Here is a 16,396-nt window from a genome sequence, read left to right as displayed (position 1 = left end):
GCTAGGACAAGCTCGGCGTCCATAGGCCCTGCTCTGCCGGGGGGGGGTTACGTTTTCAACGGTCCAGCTTAACCGTAAAGTGCCAATCTCAGCCCTGCGTTCAATCGTCCGGAACTATGTTTTGTCACTCCTTCGCGCGACATAAAAACGCTTTCTCGCACGGGGTGCAATTAGACGCGATAAAATAATCTGTTTGACGTTGGATGTTAAAAATACTCTACGACTTCCCCGGTGAAGCTTGGTTAACTCTTGGCTGACGCTTGGTTTCCCAATCTTCTCCGAATGGCACCGATTGTATGCCGAGCCAGCTGCCTTGTTTGCCGTATCTTGTATCGCATCTCGATAACCCTGGAGCTTGCGATGAGTTGCGCCTTTAGCGGGGCTCGAAACCGGTACCGTTTCATCGCATCTTGTAGCTCCTTGTCGTAAGTCCTTTGTCCTCGAATGGTTCTCGCGATGTATCGAATTCGCTCCTTCTCATAAACTTTAAGATCGAACGATTCGCTGAATTGTTCGAGATTTCCTGTGATTTCAAGGCAAAGGAGTGTCCTCATGCATTTTTCACAGCGCGAGCAGTTCTCCCCCCTTTCATTAATTAGGCATACGTCCAAGCCTGTCCGCGCCGTGTGGTTCTTTACGAGGGCCACCGTTTTCTCCACCCGCGTGAGTTCGCCACCCACCGGAAGTACTTCGATGGATTCGGTTCCGAGAAGGGGTAGTAAAACGGGATCTGCGCGCGCGATCAGACGCGTTTCTCCAACGAATGTAGCGTCGTACGGGTAGGCTGACGAGTATAGAAATCGGCACGTTCGCTGTTGGAAAAGGAGTCCTGTCGCGCTGTTTCGTACGGAATGTGTCTGAACGAAGTCGAGTTCATCAGATACTTGGAAAAATTCTTCCATGTTCGAGTCAATTGGAACAAGTTCGAGCCCCTCTTGGGAGGCCTTTGGTTTTAGGCGGTTATATCGTTCGAGGAACTCTTTTGTGTTGGATTTGGTTTGCGATCCTACGTTGTTGTAGGTCAGAAAGGATAGCGCAAAGCCCTGCGGCGCGTTCGCACGATGGTATTGCGTTAGGGTGCAGAAGGAGTCGACGCCGGAAGAAAATCCCGTCGCCACCAGCCCGTCCCCATGGTGAGGAGTGCGTGGCGCGGGGGTCGCCTTCACCTCCACCCGTGTTAGGTAGGGGGCAATGGCGAGGAGGATGGTCTGAATTGGGCCGTTAAGGTTCCGGAGAAGTTTCTCGGACACGGTTGTGGAGAGGTGTATGTCTTCACCTAAAGCCATGGCGGGCATCAGGAGGGCTAGCGCGGGCGCGTCGGATTCTTCGGATATGTGGCCGGAATAACGGCTGAACGTACGGAAGTAGAGGTTGTCCGGAAGTTGTGGATGGTGAACTGCTGTTTCGAAAATGGCCCAGCCATCTTCTTCGCGTTGCTCCGTTCGTTCGACGTAGATGGTCATGGCAGTCGTCCCCATGGGTGATATTTAATATCAGTCGAAACCGCCCTTTTTTTGTTTACGCTGGCGCAGCGTGTCGGGGTCGGTCGGGTGTATTGTATTTTCTATCATACGAACATCTGGTGTTTCTTGGTTGGGTTTTGCGTCTTTGGTGCAGGGGGTTATTTGGCCCAATCCGCCTTTAATTGAGAGGCGCCTTTCTGGGGTTGGTCGGCGCCGTCGACTTGGCTGCATATCTGTGAGTTGAAGTCGTGGATCTTGTTCTCTATGCGCTGGATGCGATCCTGAAGGATGCGATCGGCCCCTAATTGGAAATTGCCTTTCCGTGCGAGTTGTTTCAGTTTTCGGGAAAAGGCGTTGCCCTTGAATTTCGCAAGGACCCAGCCATGGGGAGACCGGTTGGCGTGAGACCATATTGTCGGAAGCTTGTGAAAGTGGACTTCAGTCTGCATGCTCGCTGACCAGTCGTGCCACTTGCTCAGAAGCATTTGGCGGTTTGTAATCACGGGAAGCCACGGAACACGGAGTGCTTCGGCCGTGATCGCGCCGTGCATGGCGGAGCAGATGAGCTTGCGGGATCGTCCGATCTGATCGATTACGCTGTCGCAAGAGGCCTCGGGATGAATGAAATGAACGCCGGCCTGCTCGCAAAGCTGGCGCATTCGTTCGGAGAAAAGGGCGTGGTGCGGCATAAAGGCGCAGTCGATATCTTTTTTCGGGTTGAGGTCTTCGGTGCGGTGGAGGAGGATGCCGGGGTCAGAGATGGCGAGTTTCGGGTCCAGGTTCAGGGAGGCGGCGGTCAAGGGGCCCCGTACGAAGTGCACGGTCCAGCGCGCGACGGCTTCTGCTGGGACCGTTCCATAGCCGAGGCCGCTGCCGAAGATGTGGAGAACGCCCGAGGCGGGCAGGCGTTCATTGAGCAACGTCCCTATGCCTACAAACACCTCGTTGGAGCCTGGCTCAGCCTCCAGTGGCGTTCGGATGAAACGTGGCCAAAGGTAGTCGTTGAGAGCGTCGCCAAAGTTGGGTCGTTTACGATAGCTATAGAGATACATCTTGAGCTCCAGCACAATCCAGGGGAGCGCCCCGGATGTTGGGGTTGTATTAGAGGGATTTAGATGTCAAAAGGCAGCTGTTCGGTCCCCGTCGTGGAGATATCAAATTGTCCGTGAGCCCTTCGAAGATTGCAGTGGTCATACCTTATTTCCAGCGCAAGCGGGGACTTCTGCGCCAGTGCGTGCGTTCGGTTCTGGACAACGCCGCGGGAGTTGACATAGAGGTCCTGGTGGTCGATGACGGGTCGCCACTTCCAGCCGAGGAGGAGATCGGCGATTTCCTGGAGGATTGTCCGGTCGAGGTTATTCACCAGGAGAATGCGGGGCCGGCGGCGGCCCGAAATAAGGGCCTCGAACATGTTGCTCCAGGCACCCGCCATGTCGCCTTTCTGGATTCCGATGACGAATGGATAGGGCCCTTTCTGGAAGATGCTGTGCGAGCCCTTGACCAAGGATTCGACCTCTTTGTGGGAAACAGTCGACGAACCGGAATCCCGACATCGCGCTTCCAGTGGTCGGATACTCGGAACGACAATATCTGTCCCGAGGAGCACCGCGTGGTGGATCCGGAACACGACTTGTACGAATACGTTGGGGATTTCTTTGACCTTTTGGTTCGGCGAACCAATATCATTGGTCCCACGACCATGGCGTACCGACTTGACCGGTTTCCCGATGTCCGTTTCCGCGAGAGTCTTTTTCAGGGTGAGGACCGGTTGTTCAAACTGACGCTGGGGCAATCGATCGGTCGCGTGGCATTTTCGCCCCGTATTTATGCCGACGAAGGCGAGGGCGTGAATATCTTCGACAAGTCGGGCTGGAAGACGGAAGGCTATGTTCGCCTGACATCCAACTACATCGCGCTCGCGCGCATGGTTCTTGAAGAGATTCGGCTGGATGGGAAGCAGCGGGCATTTGTGCGGGGACAGCTGGCGGACTCGCGGCGTTCTTTCGTCGCGGCCGTCTTGCACCAGCTGAGGCACCGTAAACCCCTGGACTGGTCTTTGGTGAGGGCGACGTTGCGTCGAGATCCGCTGGGGGCGGTCCTGTTCTTGCCGAACATCCTGGGCCTGGCCCTCGGACGCCTTGGAGAAAAGGGTGGACGGCCAACGGCGTAAACGATGTTGGGCGGCTAGCATGGCGATCCCGTAGCGTCCCGGTGCCGACTGGGCCATTCGAGTGTCAGTTCGGACATGTAAGTGCCTCTCAGGATGCTTTCGGGGCTCTGGCAAAACCCCATGCCACTGGCAATGGCGGAGGGCAAGGGCGTCTCGTGCCAGTCGCCCGATGAGTGATCGCGCTGGGCTCCGTTCACGGCTTGTCTGAACCAGCGATTCACCCGTCGCGTGTCGGTGACAGCGTGTCCGCCCGGGTTCAGGAGGGTGAGACCCTGCCGACCGCCGTATTCGAGGTTCAGCCGTTGCACGATGCAAGGCTTCTTCAGGGAAATGATCAGGGTGACAGTGCCGACGACGTCCCGGTATGGCGCTCTCCGCAGGGCGGCGCGCCGGCCTAGCGCGCCATCCAGCAACCGCCAGTCGAGTGCTGCCAGGGCCCGGGCCGGGAGGCTTGTGTCGGCAAGGCGAAGCAAAGGGCGCGGGTGTCCCGAGAGCGTTACTCGCAAGCGTTCTTCCGAAGCCTCGCTTTCGCAGTGTTCGAAGTCGGTGAGTCCGAACAGGCGGTCGTCAATCAGGAACACGGGCGTCCAGCCCGCCAGGGCGGGAGCGTCCAGCAGGGCTTTTACGGGTATTCGGGCAGGCGCGGGACAAAGCACGTTCCCCTGCCAGGTCACGTGCAACGGTACGCCACCGGCATAGCGCAGCTCCACGGCGTCGCGGCTGAAGGCCTGTGGAGGCTGCCCGTGGGTAGAGACCAGGGCAAAGGTGGCAGACGGTGTTCCGGCCCGGAGAAGCTCGGTCCCCGTGTGGGCTGGCTGTGCGGCCTCGAGCGCATCGAGGTGGACGGCATGCTCGCGATCAGGGCGGTCCGTGCGACAGCGCGCCCATGCGATTATGGCCGCGGCCCAGGCGTTGTAGACCGACAGATGCATGTAGGGGTCCCAGCCTGTGCCTGAAATGGCGGTATCGGCGGGGTTCAGTGCCAGGAAGCCATCGGACCGAATCTGGTCGGACCAGCGCCCAAGAAGGCCGCTCAGCATCCGTCCGGATGCGGTGTCCTGGTGTGCGTCAGTTGCGGCCCCGAGCAGTAGCAGGCTCGCTACCAGACAGGCATCTCCAAAGAGCGCGTGGCTGCTCCGGCCGAGGCCGCCAGCATGGCCGTGGCCGTCCCACACGTAGAGGCTCCATCGCAACAGGCGCTCGATGGTGGGCCGCCATGCTTCCGGTTCGCCAAGCTCCGCGGCCATGACCGCCACGAACAACGCTTTGTGATGATAGGCCGCGGGTGTGGCCCCGCGTGCCGGTGTGCCGGGGCGGGCCGGGTAATCAACGAAGGCGCCGGAAGGGGTTGTCCAGCGGTCAAGGAGTCCGCGCAGGCGCGCATGCGTCCGGGGTTCGGCCTTGCCGTTGGCCTCCTGCAGTTCGCACAGCCGGGCCAGCAAGGTCCAATTGTTGGATGGGTAGCGGCGCGCCAACTTGCAGCCTTGAGCCAATGCCCGGCTGTGCGCCACTTCGCTTGCCGGTGCCCCGGATCGCTCGAGGTGTTCCGCGAGCAGGGTCAGCAGGAAGCGGTTGAACGGGGCGTGCCCGGTCTTTTGCGCCGGCAGGGCCTCCCACGCCTCCAGGGGGTGCCGCCACATCCGCGAGTCGGGCCCATCCAGGATTGCAAGCGCGAGGGCGGCACCGGTTTGGCCGTAGTGATCTGCGGGTGTAGGGGCTTCATCGACTGGATCGTGCAAGCCAGAGCCGGGCCGGATGTGAGTACGTAGTGCAGCGGCGAGGGCCTCTAGACACCGGCCCAACTCGGAAGCCGCAGGCGCGGAGGAAGGGATGATTGGTGTGGCCCCCATCAGGTCGGTAATCACAATCGACTTAAACCCTGGGCGACGACGGCCCCATCAGGGTGCCGGACATCACGGTGTCCTTGTCTGCGCGGACTGGTTCGGGGTCGGGATCGGGGCCGGAGGCGAGGCCTGGCTCCGTGGGCGGATCGGAAGCCGTGGCCGTGGCCGTGGCCGCTTGTGGGGCCTGTTCCAGTTCCCTGCGCATGATGACGGCCAGGGCGATAAAGGCATACAGCAGGTTGAAGTAGGCGACATCCAGGAAGATGCCGGATATCAGATAGCCTACGAGCCCAATCTGCAGGGCCCAGGCGTACTCCGACAGCCAGATCTCTCCTGTCCGTTGGCGCGCCGTTCGCCGGACCCGGTTGAGAGTGTGAAAGGTGAAGGCCATTAGCAGCAGGAATACGGCCAGGCCTCCGAACCCGTGTTGTCCCAGGATCCCGAAATACACGCTGTGGGGAGACAGTACGTGGCGCCAGCTGCCCTCGAAATTGGCATAGCCCATCCACCAGTCATAACCCAGAGCTGAGTTCCGAAACCCCATGCCGGTGAGGGGGCGTTCCATCGCCATGTTCCAGGCCACGCCCCAGGACTGGATGCGTTGCATGGCGGAGGTGTCTTCCTCGTAGGTCTCGATCGTCTGCCAGCGCTCGACCAGCGGCTCCGGTGCGGTCACGCCCACCACCGCTATAAGGAAAAAGCCGACGAGGACCATCAGCCACTTCTTCTGCATGTGCCAGAAGAGCAGGGGCACGATCGCGAGCAGGCCGACGAACGCCCCGCGCGAGTGGGTGGCGAGGATCGCGATTGCGGTGAGCCAGAAGACGCCGTAGAGGAACCAGCTAATGGGGCGCGAGAATCGACGGAGCAGGTCGAATCCCAGGTCGACCCACTGGTGATGGAACATGCGCGCGCTTGCCAGGATGAGTGGCAGCACCATGAGCATGGCCAGGCCGATGTAGGTATTGCCGGAAAGGTAGGAGCCAACGGGCCCAAGGACCATGTGGGCCCCGCCCGTCTGGAGGGCGAAGATGCCGCCCTTGAATCCGTAGAAGGCGAGCGAGGCGGTGATCACCAGCAGCAGCCAGACAATGCGGCGCTCGCCGTAGATCAGCAGGGGCGTGATGAAGGTGATCAGCAGGATCTTCATGAAGTGGATCCAGAAGTCCCAGGCGCCACTGGAATTCACCGCGAAGTGGCTGGTCATCGCGAAATACGCCGCCAGCGCGAACAGCATCACCGTCTCGCGGGTGAACGGAAACGGCTTGCGATCCTTTGCCAGGAACAGTGCGACCAGGGTCGCCCCGCCCAGGTAGGTGGCGAGGGGGGCCCCGCGCATGAAGGTCCAAGTGTGCCACTGGGGCGCAAAGAGCCCGACCCAGAACCAGGCCAGGATGCCGATCCACGCGTAGCGCACGATCAGGGGAACGAGCACGACGACGATCAGGGCGAGCAGGTAATCACGCATGCAGTTCGAACCTCGCGCCGCTGTGGCCGGGACGGACGGAAAAGGGATGGCTCATGGCGCGTCTTTTCGAATGTTACACGCGGCGAGACGCATGTAAGGCCGGGCCGACGAACGGACTACTAACGCTGTGGCCAGGCCGCGGCCAGCGGTGCGAAGTGCGTGGGGTATGATCGACCCGTCAGTCCCCGACACCCTTGGCGCCGAATGTCCTTTCTCCTGCACGATTCCGTATTGATGCAAGCCGAGCGCTCGGCGGCCGTACCGGCCCTGCGCCATCGGGATGGCGTCGAGGACTATGCGACGCTGGCGGCCAGTATCGAGCGCGCGGCCTCGCGCCTGCTGGATTGCGGCCTGGAGCGTCAGGAACGCGTCGCGGTCTACCTCGACAAGCGGCCGGAGACGGTTCACGCCCTGTTCGGTGCGGCTCGCGCCGGCGGTGTATTCGTTCCGGTTAACCCGCTACTCAAGGCGGAACAGGTGGCGCACATCCTGCGCGACTGCAATGTGCGCATCCTGGTGACCTCCGCGGACCGCCTGGCGGCACTGCGTGCGGCTCTCGCCGGGTGCCCCGACCTGCACACGGTGCTGGTGGTGGGGCAGGAGCCGAGCCAGGACTCGGGTCAGGACTCGGGCGATGCCGGGGGCGGGCATGTGCGAGTGGACGCCTGGGACGCCGAGCCGGATCGCGATGGATTGAGCGGGCACCGGGTGATCGATACCGACATGGCCGCGATCCTCTACACCTCCGGGAGTACCGGACGCCCCAAGGGGGTTGTGCTTTCGCACCGCAATATGGTCGCGGGCGCACAGAGCGTGTCGACCTACCTGGACAACCGGCCGGAGGATCGCATCCTCGCGGTGCTCCCCTTCAGTTTTGACTATGGCCTGAGTCAGCTGACCACCGCCTTCCGGATCGGGGCCGAGGCCGTGTTGCTGAATTACCTGCTGCCGCGCGACGTGATCCGGGCCGTGGAGCGCGACGGCATCACCGGCCTTGCGGCCGTCCCGCCTCTGTGGATCCAGCTCGCCCGCCTGGAATGGCCGGAAGCGGCACGCGCCTCCCTGCGCTATATCACCAACTCCGGCGGTGCGATGCCGAAGGAGACACTCGCGGCCCTGCGTGAACAACTTCCTCGCACCGATTGCTACCTGATGTACGGATTGACCGAGGCATTTCGTTCTACCTATCTCCCGCCGGCCGAGCTGGACAAGCGTTCCGGCTCCATGGGCCGGGCGATCCCCAATGCGGAGATCCAGGTGGTCCGCGAGGACGGCAGCCCCTGCGCCCCCGGCGAGCCGGGCGAGCTGGTTCACCGGGGTGCGCTGGTCGCCATGGGGTACTGGAATGATCCGGAACGCACGGCGGAACGTTTCCGCCCCGCGCCGGGCCAACCGTCCGGTGTGCCCCTGACCGAGATGGCGGTGTGGTCCGGCGATACGGTACGCATGGATGCGGATGGGTTCCTCTATTTCGTCGGGCGCCGTGACGAGATGATCAAGACTTCCGGGTACCGCGTGAGCCCCAACGAGGTGGAAGAAGCGGTCTATGCCACAGGGCTGGTGGCGGAGGCCGCCGCGCTGGGGGTGGAACACCCGGGCCTGGGGCAAGCGATCGTGCTGGTGGCCCTGCCGCAGGCCCCGGGGCTGCGGGCGGATGACCTGATCGACGCGCTGCGCCCCCATTTGCCGGGCTTCATGCTGCCGGCGCATGTCGGTTTGTGCGCCGAGCCACTGCCGCGCAACGCCAACGGCAAGATCGACCGCAAGGCGCTTGCCAGCGAGTTTGGCGACCTGTTCCGGGAAGGGGTGCCGGCGTGAACGATACCCGCCCCGACCACAGCCCGATGGACCAGTTCAGTGTGGTGGACGACTGCCTCCAGCTTGGAGGGCAGTCGCTCGTGGATCTGGCCGCACGCGTCGGACAGACCCCCTTTTATGCCTATGACCGGGACGCAATGACCCGCCGGGTCGCGCTGCTGCGTCGCAGCCTGCCGGAGGGCCTCTCGCTGCATTACGCGATCAAGGCCAACCCGATGCCGGCGGTCGTACAACACATGGCCGGGCAGGTGGACGGGCTCGACGTGGCCTCGCAGCGCGAGATGCAGGTGGCGCTCGATACCGGGACCGGCCCGGCTGACATCAGCTTCGCCGGACCGGGCAAGTCGGTGCCGGAGCTGGAGGCCGCCGTCGCGGCCGGGATCACCATCAACCTGGAGTCTTCCACCGAACTGGAGCGGGTCGGCGCGATTGCCGCGCGTACCGGGTATCAGGCCCGTGTCGCGGTCCGGGTGAACCCCGATTTCGAGCTGAAGAGCTCCGGCATGCGCATGAGTGGCGGACCCAAGGCCTTCGGGATCGATGCCGAACGGGTTCCCGACCTGCTGGCCCGCATTGGCGAACTCGGGCTGCATTTTCGCGGTTTCCATATCTTCTCCGGCTCGCAGAACCTGCGACCAGAGACCTTGGTCGAGGCGCAGGGGCAGACGTTCGAGCTTGCCCTGCGTCTGGCCGAGTCCGCCCCGGGGCCGGTCGAGATGCTGAACATCGGCGGCGGCTTCGGTATCCCCTATTTCCCGGGCGATCAACCGCTGGATCTCGGGCCGGTCGCGGAGCACCTGGAAGGCCGTCTGCCTGCGGTGCGGGATGCGCTCCCGGATGCGGAGATCATTCTCGAACTGGGGCGTTACCTGGTGGGCGAGGCCGGCATTTATGTGGCCGAGGTCCTGGACCGCAAGGAGTCGCGCGGTCAGGTGTTTCTGGTCACCAATGGCGGCTTGCATCACCACCTTGCCGCTTCCGGCAACTTTGGCCAGGTGATCCGCAAGAACTATCCGGTGGTGGTGGGCAATCGTGTGCGCGGTACCGAGCGCGAGGTCGTGAACGTGGTGGGCCCTTTGTGCACGCCGCTGGATGTGCTGGCCCAGCAGATGGAACTGGCACGCGCCGACGTGGGCGACCTGATCGTGGTCTTCCAGTCGGGTGCTTACGGCTACACCGCGAGCCCCACGCGCTTCCTCAGCCATCCGGAACCCGTGGAGATCCTGGTGTGAACGGCGCCGTTGCCGTGCCCCCGGAAAGCCCGGCCCTGCCGCTGGCGCGCCAGACGGTGTATCTGCCTTTCCGCTTCGGGTATCGCACCCTGGCGGAGCCGGTGCGCACGATGCAGGTGCTGCAGCTTCCGTTTACCCGGATCCGTGCCGAGCATGCCGAAGAGATCCTGACGGCCGCACCGGACGAGGACTGCCTGATCCGCTCCATGCCGGTGGAGGCGCCCCTGCCCCGCGTCTCGCGGTTTCGGGGGCGATTGCGCTTCGTGCCCCGGCAGTATCAGCGCCACTTCATTGATCTGACCACCGGGTGGGACGCGTATCAGGGACGGTTCAGCGCGAAGACGCGCGCGAGCATGCGCCGCAAGGTGCGCAAGCTGGCGGAGGCCTCCGGCGGCGCGGTCGACTGGCGCCAATACGACACGCCGGAGGGGATCCAGGAGTTTCATCAACTCGCCCGCGAGGTGTCGGCCCGGACCTATCAGGAGCGCTTGCTGGATGCCGGTCTGCCCGGGGGCAAGGCGTTCGTCGAGCAACTGGTGGAACGTGCTCGCGAGGGGCGGGTGCGCGGGTACCTGCTGTTTCTGCAGGGGCAGCCCATTGCCTATCTGTACTGTCCGATTGACGACGGGATTCTGCGTTACGCATTCCTCGGCTACTTGCAGGAGCATGCCGACCTGTCCCCCGGCACGGTCCTGCAGTGGCTGGTGCTGGAGGCGCTGTTCCACGAGGAGCGATTTGCCCTGTTCGATTTCAGCCCGGGGGAAGGCGCGCACAAGTCGCTGTTCGGGAAGGACTCCCGCTATTGCGCCGACGTGTACCTGTTGCGCCCGTCCTGGCGTAACCGCGCCCTGGTGTACTCGTATCTGGCGGTCACGGACCTTTCGCGTCTGGCCAGTGATGTGCTGAGCCGCTTGCAGCTCAAGGGCCGGGCCAAGCGTCGTGCCCGGGCGGCCGCGGCAGGCTGAGGGGCGATCGCTCGTGCGCCGACTGCGCATGTCACCGATGACGTTCGAGGCATCCGCCCTGTGGCTGCTCAAGCGACTGACCGGTCTCCAGGTCCATTGGCTCTACGAACTGCGCGCGGACGCCACGGGTAGTGGCAACCCGCACGGGGGGGCACCGGACGTCGGCTATCACCAGTTTCGTGATGTGGCCGGGTTCGACCGTCTGCCCGAGGATCAGGCCCAGGCGATCGCGGGACACACCGGCCGCTCACCCCGGCGCCTGTTGCGCGAGGGCGGGCGCATCCATGCGCTGGAGGCGGGCGGACGAATCGTGTCGCAGCTGAACGTGCAGTTCGGCGCATTCGATGTCTCCACGCCGATTCCGTTGCGGTTCTCCCTGCCGGCCGAGGCGTTCTTTGTCTCCTTCCTGTACACGCCGGAATCCGAGCGCGGGCGGGGGCACGCCCAGGCACTGGTGCGGCATGCCTGCGAGACGCTGTTTCGGGAAGGCTACGGGCGCGCGTACTGTCATGTCCGCTCCACCAATATTGCCTCTCGCCGGGCATTCCGGCGCGCAGGCTGGCGGCCGGCGGGGATCATTGTCGCGACTACCTCCGGACGCCTTGTCGCCACCCCCGGTACCCGCCGGCGGGGCTTCGGCGTCACGCGCCTCAAACCCGCCGCAGAACCCTCCGGATCCGGTCCTTGAATTTCAGGCGTGCGGCGAGGGCAGAGAGGGTGTCAGAGAGCCTGTTGAAGCTACCCAGAGAGGTGTAGAGCAGGGTCCCCCGCACGTTTCGCGGGAACAGGTAGAACTTGCCTTCGCGGCGCGACTGGTTCGAGAGTTTGCGCTTTGCCGCGTTGTCTCCGTGCAGCATGTCGACGCGCTGGATGGTCGGTGACAGCGAACAGAGGTCCTGGAGGGTCCGTGCTTGCAGCACAATGCCCGGATGCCATTCGGACCAGTCCGGGTCGTAGCCGATGTGGTGGCTGAAATAGGTGCCCTGAAAGACGAAGCCGACTCTCCAGGCGACCAGCTTCTGGTCCACAAACAAGCCGTAACATCGCGCGTAGCCGCGTTCGGCGGCGGCCTGCAGCATGCGCTCAATCCAGTGCCCTCGCTTTACCCCCAGTCCGAGCAGGCGGCTTTGGTAGGTGCGGGCCGATACGGGCTCGACGGTATCAAGAAACGCCGTGATCTCTTCCGGTCGGGAGAAGACATCCAGGCGCGCGCTTTGGCCGAAGTGTTCGCTGAATCGACGTTCACTGCGGCGGATATCCTGGCGGGCCTTGCGTGGCAACGAGCCGAGATACGCATCGAAGGTGCCTGGCAGGTCCGCCAGACGCCGCGTGTCCGTCTCGCCGCTTTGCAGTACGTGGTAGTGACGGCGGAGCTCGGCCGATTGCAGCGCCTGCCAGAGCGGTTCGCCTTCGACCACGCCGATCAGAAACACCACGCCGCGCCGGTCCAGGTGGCCTTTCAGCTCGCCGAGGACGGCCGTCAGGTCATCCTGCGACCAGTCGGGCAGGTTGCCGGTGAGTACATGGCGGCGGATCTCGATGCGCCTCAGGGCCATGCCACCGAGGACGAAGCTGAGGGCCCCGTCGTGGACATAGATGGGCAACTGGCGGGAGTCCCGCTCGGCCAGCAGCACGCTGCCGTGGCCGGGGTGCCGTATGGCGAGCAGCCACTCCGGGTCATGCTCCATCATCGTGCCCGGCGCCGGGGGCGTGAAGGTCTCGCCCGGCGAGGCCTGGCGCAGGACCCAGTTCGCTGCGCGGGCACGATCGTTCTGCTGGGTCGCCGCGGCGCTGGGGGAGCGGGCCATGCTCACACCCCGACCGAGGCGTGGTTGAGGCGGTTGACGAGGATGCGCCCCAGAGCCCGGTAGGCGGGGACATCGAGCGTGTCTTCATGCGGGGCCGCGGGCTCGTTTCCGAGTGTGCTCATGCAGGCCGCCTCCAGATCGGGCTGTTCCGCGACGAATTTGCACAGTCGTTTCAGGCGGTGACGATTGATGCGATCAAGGGTCGGCGACCGGGCGGCGTCGCCCCGGTGCTTCACGAACTCGAATGGGTGGGTGAGGACCACGACATCCGATACGCCCTGTTCGCGGGCCTTTTTCAGGACGGTCCGGGTCTCCGGCCAGGAGCATCCCGTGATCGTGAGGGTCTTGTAGTGGCGCTCGCCCCGCAGGCAAAAGTCCGTGTAGGTGGTGACCGGGAACTCGCGTATGCCGTCGATATCGTGATGTCCGGCGAACAAGTGCAGCTCGGGCTCGCGCGGGCGGTAGATCGCCAGGCCGATGTTCGAGGCGATCCCCATGCCGCAGCGGCGCATCGCCGCGTAGACGCCAAGCCCGACCTTGAGCCCGCCGGTACGCAGGACCGTGGGCGCGGGCAGGCCCCAGCGGGTGAAGGTGTCCTGGCCCATCCGGATCAGCCGAACCTGCTCGTCCTCGCTGCGGCGGGTGATGTCATCGTTCGGCGGATTCGTCTGCAGCTGTTGAGACCAGTTCGGCTGTTCGAAGTACGTCCAGCAGGGGTGCAGGTGGAGTTGCACGTCATGCCCCCGCGCGGCGATCTCGCGCGCGATGCCCCCCATGAGCTCGTCTCCGAAATAGCAGGTGTTCAGGGTCTCGACAAAGAAGGTGCCGCGAATGCCGTACTGCTCCAGGGTCTCCAGAAGATAGCCCAGACCTTCCGAGCGACCATGGCGCTCGCAGTAGACGGACGGCGGGCCGATCGGCCGCCGGCCCTGGGGGTCGGCAAAGGCCCCGCCGATGCTGAACTCGGTGTCGACCGTGATGTGGACACGGGTGGTCATGCGGCGCGGCGTTCCAAGGGTTCGGCGAGGTTGCGGGCCAGGCGCAGGCCGAAGCGCAGGGGCGTGCGGTCCCAGGGGGTAAAGCGCGGGAGCTGGAACGGATCGGAAGCCGCGCGCGCGGCGCCGGCGGCGGTGGAGACGGCGGCATCGAAGCCGCACTCGCGCGCGATCTGCACGTGCTCGGCGGCGTAGTCGCGGTCCGGGCGGCCGTTCGGGTAGGCGAACAGGCGCAGCGGGCGGTCCAGCAGCGTCTCCAGATCGGCCTTGCCGCGCTGGATCTCGGCGCGCGCGGTGGTGGCGTCCACCTCGGTGAGGATCGGGTGGGTGGCCGTGTGCCCGCCGATCCCCATGCCCGCCGCCGCCAGTTCGCGGACCTGGGCGCGAGTCATCATCAGGTCGTCAGGAAGTTTCAGTCCGAAGCGCCGGGCAAGTGCCTCGGTGCCGGCCGTGCGCTGCTCCGCGGGCTGGTACTTGAACTGGCCGATCAGGGCGCGGATCAACTCCCGCCGGTCGGCGATGGTGTCCAGCTGCCGCTGTCCCAGGCCCTCCGGCGTCAGGTCGATGGGGCCCGCTGGCAGGCGGCGTACGGTCTCGATCAGGGTGTCGTTGAACATGCGCCCGCCGTCGAGATACCCGGTGGCGATGAAGAAGGTGGCCGGCACGCCCGCCTCGCGCAGGATCGGCAGGGCGACCGTGGCGTTGTCGGCGTAGCCGTCATCGAAGGAGACGCTGACCGCGCGGGCGGGCAGCGTAGCGGCCTGCAGGCGGTCCACGGCCTCGTCCAGCGGCAAGGGGTTCATGGAGCGGGCCAGCAGGCGCATCTGCCAGCGGAAATCATCGGCGTGCGGATCGCCGGGCAACAGCGGGTCGGGTGCGGGCAGGACGCGGTGATAGATCAGGATGGACAGGCGCGCGCGGGAGCCGCCGGGCGACATCAGGGACAGCAGCGAGCGCAGCAGCATGCGGGTCAGCCCGTGGCGCGGGCGCGCGGCTCGTGCCCCAGCCACTGGGCGATGACGGAGGCAATACGCTCGCCGGCGCGGCCATCCCAGTATTGCGGGGCGCGGCCCTGTTTGCCGCCATGGTCCATGACGTCGCGGAAGGCGGCCTGCAGACGCTTCGGGTCGTGTCCGACCAGGACATTGGTGCCCTCGTCGATGGTGATGGGCCGTTCGGTATTCTCCCGCAGGGTGATGCAGGGTACGCCCAGCGCCGTGGTTTCTTCCTGCATGCCACCGGAGTCGGTGAGCACGACTCGCGCGTCCTTCATCAGGCCCAGCATTTCCAGATAGCCGGCCGGCGGCAGGACCGCGATGGGCGCCTCGCTCAGGTGGTGGTCCAGCCCGGAGGCCTGCAGCCGGTCGCGGGTGCGGGGGTGCAGCGGGAAGACCAGGGGCAGTTCGCGGGCGATGGTCGCGAGAGTGGCGATGAGGCGTTCCAGGATCGCCGGGTCGTCGACATTGGAGGGACGGTGCAGGGTTAGCACGCCGTAGGCACCATCCGGGGCGAAGCGCGCCGGGTCGATACCCGCGGATTGCAGGGATGCGTCCCAGGGCACGGCCCGCTCGAGGTTGTGGAGCTGGGTGTCGATCATCACGTTGCCGACGAAGTGGACGCGCTCGCGATCGATCCCCTCGCGCGCGAGGTTGTCGATGGCATGGCCTTCGGTGGTGAACAGGAGATCGGAGATCTGGTCGGTCAGAACCCGGTTGATCTCCTCCGGCATGCGTCGATCGTAGCTGCGCAGCCCGGCCTCGACGTGGATCACGCCGATCCCCTTCTTGGCCGCGACCAGGGCACAGGCGATGGTGGAGTTCACGTCGCCGACGACCAGCACGGCCCGCGGGTTCAGCGCGTCCAGCACCGGCTCGAAGCGGCTCATGACCTCGGCCGTCTGTACCGCGTGGGAGGAGGAGCCGACTTCCAGGTTGATGTCCGGGTACGGGATGTTCAGATCGGTGAAGAAGCGCTCGTTCATCGCCGGATCGTAGTGCTGGCCGGTATGCACGAGCTGCCCGGTGATGCCCGCGCCGGCCAGCGCGCGCATCACCGGGCCGATCTTCATGAAATTCGGCCGTGCGCCAACGACGCACACGATGTCGCATTGCTGATGGCTTGTCATGGGCTGTCGAGATGTCCTGTGGGCGCATGGGCGGGGCCCGCTTGCGACGACGCCAACGGGCGCTGCTGGGCATCCGCGATGGGTCCGCGAGGCCCGGTCGGGATCCCTGTTGAATCACTTTATCGTGTCTGCAGAAACATGCTGGGCCTTCGTGAATGGCTCGTTAGATCCGGTGTGGGTGGTAGTGCGTGACAACAGGGTGGCCGGGGGTCATCGTTGAGTTCGGCAAGTGGGTTGGGTAAGCGTTTTCGGCAAGGGAGGCCTCGGTGATGGAACGTTTCGATCGCGGACTGTGCCGTGCCCTTGGCGGGTTGCTGGCGGCGTGCGTCTTGCTGCAGGGGATACCGGTCGCCATTGCAGATCCAGGCACTTCTACGGTCACAAGTGAGCCTGGAACAGACCTGCCGGATACGGCCTGGAACGTGGTACGGGCGGGTCCGGAAGATTACCGTGCGCGGGTGGCGTCGCTGGAGCCCGGCGACTGGCTGCAGCTGGCACCGGGCGACTA

13 protein-coding genes are annotated in these 16,396 nt (G+C 64.4%); 5 read left to right on the top strand and 8 right to left on the bottom strand.

Annotated elements, in window-relative coordinates; translation table 11 throughout:
• Positions 1–242: 242 nt before the first annotated feature.
• Together F792_RS14915 and F792_RS0108975 are read right to left on the bottom strand one after the other, a co-directional pair.
• Positions 243–1,463 carry a hypothetical protein gene (locus F792_RS14915; protein ID WP_231362637.1) on the bottom strand — a complete coding sequence of 407 codons (1,221 nt, stop codon included), beginning with the start codon at positions 1,461–1,463 and terminating at the stop codon, positions 243–245.
• A 158-nt stretch (positions 1,464–1,621) separates the two neighbouring features.
• Positions 1,622–2,515: a polysaccharide pyruvyl transferase family protein gene (locus tag F792_RS0108975; protein WP_018169295.1), complete on the bottom strand. Its 894-nt coding sequence runs from the start codon at positions 2,513–2,515 to the stop codon at positions 1,622–1,624.
• 107 nt (positions 2,516–2,622) lie between these two features.
• Between F792_RS0108975 and F792_RS0108970 the strand changes: the two genes are divergently transcribed.
• The gene (locus F792_RS0108970) at positions 2,623–3,633 is read left to right on the top strand and encodes a glycosyltransferase family 2 protein (RefSeq protein WP_026305939.1); all 1,011 of its coding nucleotides are present in this window, start codon (positions 2,623–2,625) and stop codon (positions 3,631–3,633) included.
• 14 nt (positions 3,634–3,647) lie between these two features.
• On the opposite strand, the gene F792_RS0108965 is transcribed toward F792_RS0108970, so the two are convergent.
• Entirely contained in the window at positions 3,648–5,483 is a 1,836-nt protein-coding gene (locus tag F792_RS0108965) for a hypothetical protein (RefSeq protein ID WP_026305938.1), read from the bottom strand.
• A 22-nt stretch (positions 5,484–5,505) separates the two neighbouring features.
• Positions 5,506–6,945: a putative O-glycosylation ligase, exosortase A system-associated gene (locus F792_RS0108960; protein ID WP_018169291.1), complete on the bottom strand. Its 1,440-nt coding sequence runs from the start codon at positions 6,943–6,945 to the stop codon at positions 5,506–5,508.
• 204 nt (positions 6,946–7,149) lie between these two features.
• On the opposite strand from F792_RS0108960, the gene F792_RS0108955 reads away from it, so the two are divergent.
• The 4 genes from F792_RS0108955 to F792_RS0108940 are packed head-to-tail and all read left to right on the top strand — an operon-like array spanning position 7,150 to position 11,648.
• Complete coding sequence (locus F792_RS0108955; protein ID WP_026305937.1) at positions 7,150–8,763, top strand: acyl-CoA ligase (AMP-forming), exosortase A system-associated; 1,614 nt, start codon at positions 7,150–7,152, stop codon at positions 8,761–8,763.
• Positions 8,760–9,995: a pyridoxal-dependent decarboxylase, exosortase A system-associated gene (locus F792_RS0108950; protein ID WP_018169289.1), complete on the top strand. Its 1,236-nt coding sequence runs from the start codon at positions 8,760–8,762 to the stop codon at positions 9,993–9,995. Before F792_RS0108955 ends, F792_RS0108950 begins: the two co-directional genes overlap by 4 nt.
• Positions 9,992–10,960 carry a GNAT family N-acetyltransferase gene (locus tag F792_RS0108945; RefSeq protein WP_018169288.1) on the top strand — a complete coding sequence of 323 codons (969 nt, stop codon included), beginning with the start codon at positions 9,992–9,994 and terminating at the stop codon, positions 10,958–10,960. The genes F792_RS0108950 and F792_RS0108945 overlap by 4 nt, the downstream gene beginning before the upstream one ends.
• Before the next feature lie 37 nt (positions 10,961–10,997).
• Complete coding sequence (locus tag F792_RS0108940; RefSeq protein WP_026305936.1) at positions 10,998–11,648, top strand: GNAT family N-acetyltransferase; 651 nt, start codon at positions 10,998–11,000, stop codon at positions 11,646–11,648.
• Here F792_RS0108940 and F792_RS0108935 read toward each other — a convergent pair.
• The 4 genes from F792_RS0108935 to wecB are packed head-to-tail and all read right to left on the bottom strand — an operon-like array spanning position 11,611 to position 15,888.
• Positions 11,611–12,768: a GNAT family N-acetyltransferase gene (locus F792_RS0108935; RefSeq protein WP_018169286.1), complete on the bottom strand. Its 1,158-nt coding sequence runs from the start codon at positions 12,766–12,768 to the stop codon at positions 11,611–11,613. The two genes, F792_RS0108940 and F792_RS0108935, sit on opposite strands and share 38 nt — an antisense overlap.
• A 2-nt stretch (positions 12,769–12,770) precedes the next feature.
• Positions 12,771–13,766, bottom strand: a complete 996-nt coding sequence (locus tag F792_RS0108930; protein WP_018169285.1) for a polysaccharide deacetylase family protein — start codon at positions 13,764–13,766, stop codon at positions 12,771–12,773.
• Positions 13,763–14,728: a polysaccharide deacetylase family protein gene (locus tag F792_RS0108925; protein ID WP_018169284.1), complete on the bottom strand. Its 966-nt coding sequence runs from the start codon at positions 14,726–14,728 to the stop codon at positions 13,763–13,765. The genes F792_RS0108930 and F792_RS0108925 overlap by 4 nt, the downstream gene beginning before the upstream one ends.
• Before the next feature lie 5 nt (positions 14,729–14,733).
• Entirely contained in the window at positions 14,734–15,888 is a 1,155-nt protein-coding gene (gene wecB / locus F792_RS0108920; RefSeq protein ID WP_018169283.1) for a non-hydrolyzing UDP-N-acetylglucosamine 2-epimerase, read from the bottom strand.
• Positions 15,889–16,396: the final 508 nt, after the last annotated feature.

The organism is Thioalkalivibrio sp. ALMg9 (assembly GCF_000380625.1).
In the GTDB taxonomy this organism is placed as follows: Bacteria; Pseudomonadota; Gammaproteobacteria; order Ectothiorhodospirales; family Ectothiorhodospiraceae; genus Thioalkalivibrio; species Thioalkalivibrio versutus.
Note: the sequence above shows the minus strand (reverse complement) of the source record. Positions and strands in the feature narration are given on the sequence as shown.

Coding starts and splice junctions, on each gene's coding strand:
- F792_RS0108955 (WP_026305937.1), top strand. CDS start 7,150: ATGTCCTTTCTCCTGCACGATTCCGTATTGATGCAAGCCGAGCGCTCG.
- F792_RS0108965 (WP_026305938.1), bottom strand. CDS start 5,483: ATGGGGGCCACACCAATCATCCCTTCCTCCGCGCCTGCGGCTTCCGAG.
- F792_RS14915 (WP_231362637.1), bottom strand. CDS start 1,463: ATGACCATCTACGTCGAACGAACGGAGCAACGCGAAGAAGATGGCTGG.
- F792_RS0108930 (WP_018169285.1), bottom strand. CDS start 13,766: ATGACCACCCGTGTCCACATCACGGTCGACACCGAGTTCAGCATCGGC.
- F792_RS0108960 (WP_018169291.1), bottom strand. CDS start 6,945: ATGCGTGATTACCTGCTCGCCCTGATCGTCGTCGTGCTCGTTCCCCTG.
- F792_RS0108975 (WP_018169295.1), bottom strand. CDS start 2,515: ATGTATCTCTATAGCTATCGTAAACGACCCAACTTTGGCGACGCTCTC.
- F792_RS0108925 (WP_018169284.1), bottom strand. CDS start 14,728: ATGCTGCTGCGCTCGCTGCTGTCCCTGATGTCGCCCGGCGGCTCCCGC.
- wecB (WP_018169283.1), bottom strand. CDS start 15,888: ATGACAAGCCATCAGCAATGCGACATCGTGTGCGTCGTTGGCGCACGG.
- F792_RS0108940 (WP_026305936.1), top strand. CDS start 10,998: ATGACGTTCGAGGCATCCGCCCTGTGGCTGCTCAAGCGACTGACCGGT.
- F792_RS0108935 (WP_018169286.1), bottom strand. CDS start 12,768: ATGGCCCGCTCCCCCAGCGCCGCGGCGACCCAGCAGAACGATCGTGCC.